Origin of the sequence: Actinacidiphila rubida (assembly GCF_900110255.1) — a bacterium.
Lineage (GTDB): Bacteria > Actinomycetota > Actinomycetes > Streptomycetales > Streptomycetaceae > Actinacidiphila > Actinacidiphila rubida.
On sequence record NZ_FODD01000012.1, the window covers coordinates 190,298 to 194,858 of the forward strand.

Here is a 4,561-nt window from a genome sequence, read left to right on the forward strand (position 1 = left end):
AGGTCCTTGCCCGCCAGCGCGGCCTTCAGCGCGCTGTCGATCTTCGCCAGATTGGCGTCGTTGAAGGTGATGTCGCCCTGGATCACGGGCGCCGCGGCGCTGCTGCTCGTCCCCTTGCCCGGGTCGGACGACGAGCCGCCCGCCCCTGTCTTGCTGCACGCGCCCGCGCAGACGACGACGGCCACCGCCGTCGCCGCAGCACCCCAGCGCCCGATCGTCCAGCCACCCGACCGCACATCTCGCATGATCAACATCCTGTCCGGGAACGGCCTCGCGGCCTGTTAGCGCTCACACACTGTGGGAGCAGGGTTGGTGGTGCCGCCGACAACGTGTGCCCTGGGACCGTGAGGATCCGGAAGTGGAACCATGCAGGTGGGACTGTCGGGCTTCTCATCGGTCAGGGCCTGACCGAGAGGACCTGCGGCGGTGTCGTCGCGTCCTCGTTGCGCTCGTTCGCTAGGCAGAGATTGTTAGCGTTCACGGCAGTGGCGTCAAGGTGTTGCGCCGAAGAAATACCCGCCGCCGCACGGCCGTTGGGCGGCAGCGGTCACAGGCCGCCCGCGAGCCGGTAGTAGGCCTGGTTCCAGCGGATCTCCTTGGTGAACTGCCGGACGGTGGTGTCCTGGTCGATCAGCAGCAGTTCCGTGCCGAGCATGTCGGCGAGGTCGCCCAGTTCCTCGGCACCGACGGCGCTGGACAGCACCGTGTGGTGCGGGCCGCCGGCCGTCAGCCAGGCCTCGGTGGAGGTCCGCAGGTCCGGCGCGGGCCGCCAGACGGCACGGGCCACCGGGAGGTTGGGGAGCGGCTCGGCCGGCGGCACCACCTCGATCTCGTTGGCCACCAGCCGGAAGCGGTCGCCCATGTCGGCCAGGCCGACCACCACGGCCGGCCCGGGCCGCGCGTCGAACACCAACCGGACCGGATCCTCACGGGCGCCGATGCCCAGCGGGTGGATCTCGCAGGAGGGGCGCCCGTCGGCGATGCTCGGGCAGACCTCCAGCATGTGGGCGCCCAGGATCAGTTCGCTACCCGGCACCAGGTGGTAGGTGTAGTCCTCCATGAAGGAGCTGCCGCCGGGGCTGTCCCGGCCCATCTCCTTGAGGGTGTGCAGCAGGGCGGAGGTCTTCCAGTCGCCCTCGCCGCCGAAGCCGTAGCCGTCGGCCATCAGCCGCTGTACGGCCAGCCCCGGCAGCTGCCGCAGACCGCCCAGGTCCTCGAAGTTGGTGGTGAACGCCCCGAACCCGCCGTCGGCGAGAAAGGCGCGCAGGCCCAGCTCGATGCGCGCGGCGTACCGCAGCGCCTCGTGCCGCGCCCCGCCGGCGGCCAGCTCGGGGGCCAGCCGGTAGGCGTCCGCGTACTCCTGGACCAGGTCGCCGACCGCCGTGTCGCCGGCCGAATCCACTGCCTCCACCAGGTCGTTGACGCCGTAGGTGTTGACGGACACCCCGAACCGCAGTTGGGCCTCCACCTTGTCGCCCTCGGTGACGGCGACGTCCCGCATGTTGTCCCCGAACCGGGCCAGCTTCAGGTTCCGCAGGGCGTCACGGCCGAGGGCCGCCCGCATCCAGGCGTGGATCCGCGCGGCGACGACCGGGTCGGTCACATGGCCGGCGACGGTCTTGCGGGCGAGGCGCAGCCGGGACTGGACGTAGCCGAACTCGCGGTCTCCGTGGGCCGCCTGGTTGAGGTTCATGAAGTCCATGTCCAGCGTGGCCCAGGGCAGTTCGGCGTTGGCCTGGGTGTGCAGGTGGAGCAGCGGCTTGCGCAGCAGGTCGAGGCCGGCGATCCACATCTTCGCCGGGGAGAAGGTGTGCATCCAGGCGATCAGCCCGACACAGGCCGGGTCGGCGTCGGCGGCCCGGACGGCCGCGGTGATCGCGGCCGCGTCGGTGAGAACCGGCTGCCAGACGATCCTGACCGGCGGCCCCGGCACCCGGGACAGCTGCGCGGCGATCTCCCGTGACTGCTCGGCGACCTGGGCGAGGGCCTTGTCGCCGTAGAGGCCCTGGCTCCCCGTGAGGAACCACACCTCGCGCGCGATGGGCGGCGTTGTCATGCGTCAGACTCCTCGCGGGGTGGACGGGCCGGGCTGGCCGTAGGCGTTCCGGTAGCGGTCGTGCAGCCGGTCGACGGCGCCGCGGTCCAGCGGCAGCGGTTCGCCGAGCTGGCGTGAGATGTGCACGGTCCTGGCGACGTCCTCGCACATCACGGCCGCCTTGACCGCCGCCCGCGCGTCGCGGCCGATGGTGAACACGCCGTGGCTCTGCATCAGCACGGCGGGCGAGCGATGCCCCTCGAGCGTCTCGACGATGCCGCGGCCGATCGAGTCGTCGCCGATCAGCGCGAACGGCCCGACCGGTATCTCCGCGCCGAACTCGTCGGCCATCGCGGTCAGTACGCACGGCACCGGCTCACCCCGCGCGGCCCACGCGCTGGCGTACGTGGAGTGGGTGTGCACCACTCCCCCGACGTCGGGCAGGTGCCGGTAGACGTAGGCGTGGGCGGCGGTGTCGGACGACGGCGACAGTTCGCCGTCGACCACCGTGCCGTCCAGGTCGCAGACGATCATCGCGCCGGGGGTCAGCCGGTCGTAGTCGACACCGCTGGGTTTGATGACGAAGAGGTCGGCGCCGGGAACGCGCGCCGAGACGTTGCCGGCCGTCCAGACGACCAGCTGGTACCTGACGAGGTCCTGGTGGAGGTCGCAGACCTGGCGGCGCAGCTGCGCCACGGCTCCGGCGGACGAGGGGGGCAGGGGATGTTCGGGCATCGGCGGCCTCGCGGGAAGGAGGAGGTGGGCACGAGCGGGGGTACTCGGGGTGAGCTGGTGGGCTCGATCCGGAGGTGAACGCTCACAACGTGAGCGCTCACACCCTCGGACCGAAGTCGGGGGGTGTCGTGCCGGCCGGGGTGCCCAGCCGACCGGTCAGGCGCCGGACGCGCCGCCGGTCCCGGCTTCGGCTGCGGCATCCTCTCGACTGCCGGCATCGGCTGCGGCTGCGACTGCGGACTCGACGTCAGCTGCGGGTTCGGCTTCGGCGCGGATCGCGCGCAGCCGGTGCATGACGTCGCTTCCGCCGCGGCCGAAATGGTCGTGCAGGGAGCGGTATTCGGCGTAGAGGCGGGAGTAGGCGGCCGCGCGGCCGGGGTCGGGGGTGTAGGCGCCGCGCCGGATGCGGCCCATGGCGGCGGAGGCGGTCCGGATGTCCGGATGGGCCCCCGCGGCCACCGCGGCGTGGATCGCGGCGCCCAGGGCCGGCCCCTGCTCGGACGCCAGCACGTTCACCGGCCGGCCCAGCACGTCACTGTAGGTCTGCATCAGGAAGCGGTTCTTCAGCAGCCCGCCCGCCGCCGTGAAGTCCGTGACCGGCACACCGGCCTCCTCGAACGCCTCCACGATGGTGCGGGTGCCGAAGGCGGTGGCCTCGACCAGCGCGCGATAGATGTCCTCGGGCCGGGTGTCCAGCGTCAGCCCCACGATCAGCCCCGACAGGTGGTGGTCGACCAGCACCGAGCGGTTGCCGCTGAGCCAGTCCAGGGCGAGCAGGCCGTGGCCGCCGACGGGCTGGGCGGCCGCCTTCTCGGTGAGCAGCTCGTGCACGGACACGCCGCGCCGCCGCGCCTCCGCTGCGTACGCATGGGGCGTGGCGGTGCGCACCGCCCAGGCGAACAGGTCGCCGACGCCGCTCTGCCCCGCCTCGTAGCCCCACAGCCCGGGCACCACCCCGTCGCGCACGACACCGCACATGCCCGGCACCTCGGCGAGCACGTCGGAGTTCATGATGTGGCAGGTGGACGTGCCCATGATGGCCAGCATGTGACCCGGCTCCAGGGCCCGGGCGGCGGCGCTGGTGACGTGCGCGTCGACGTTGCCGACGGCGACCACCGTCCCCTCGCGAAGTCCGGTGAGTTCCGCGGCGGCCGCGGTCAGTTTGCCCGCGGGCGCGCCCAGTTCGGACAGCGGGTGCTCGAGCTTGGCGGTGAATCCGGCGAAGTCCGGGTGCAGCGAGGCGAGATAGGCATCGTCGGGGTAACGGCCGTCCTGATGGACGCCCTTGTAGCCGGCGGTGCACGGGTTGCGGTCCTCCGCCCCGGTCAGCTGCCACACGATCCAGTCCGCTGCCTCGATCCAGCGGTCGGCGGCGGCGTACGCCTCCAGGTCCTCGTGGAGCACCTGAAGCGCCTTGGCGAACTGCCACTCGCTGGAGATCCGGCCGCCGTAGCGGGCCAGCCAGGGCTGCCCGGACTCCTCCGCGCGCCGCACGATCAGGTCGGCCTCCGGCTGGGCCGCGTGGTGCCGCCACAACTTCGGGTAGGCGTGCGGGCGTTCGGTGAACTCCGGCAGCTCGCACAGCGGCGTGCCGTCCCAGGTCGCCGGCAGCACGGTGCACGCGGTGAAGTCGGTGGCGAGCCCGATCACCTGCTGCGGCCGCACGCCCGCGGCCTCCAGGGCGCGCGGCACGGCGAACCGCAGCACGTCCCGCCAGTCCTGGGGTATCTGCAGCGCCCAGTCGGGCGGCAGCACGCGCCCGCCGGGCAGCGCGCGGTCCACCACGCCGTG

General features: G+C 72.5%; 3 protein-coding genes and 1 pseudogene. All 4 read right to left on the reverse strand.

Features of this window, described 5'->3' with window-relative positions; genetic code table 11:
- Nucleotides 1–245, reverse strand: a pseudogene (locus tag BMW99_RS41785) (hypothetical protein); the annotation flags it as partial.
- Between the two features lie 302 nt (nucleotides 246–547).
- Nucleotides 548–2,056, reverse strand: coding sequence for an L-arabinose isomerase (gene araA, locus BMW99_RS14525; RefSeq protein ID WP_075016910.1), 1,509 nt, complete (start codon nucleotides 2,054–2,056; stop codon nucleotides 548–550).
- A gap of 3 nt (nucleotides 2,057–2,059) precedes the next feature.
- Nucleotides 2,060–2,770 carry an L-ribulose-5-phosphate 4-epimerase gene (locus BMW99_RS14530; RefSeq protein ID WP_069467539.1) on the reverse strand — a complete coding sequence of 237 codons (711 nt, stop codon included), beginning with the start codon at nucleotides 2,768–2,770 and terminating at the stop codon, nucleotides 2,060–2,062.
- Between the two features lie 156 nt (nucleotides 2,771–2,926).
- Nucleotides 2,927–4,561: ribulokinase (gene araB / locus BMW99_RS14535; RefSeq protein WP_079176051.1), on the reverse strand; the 1,635-nt coding region annotated here is incomplete at its 5' end.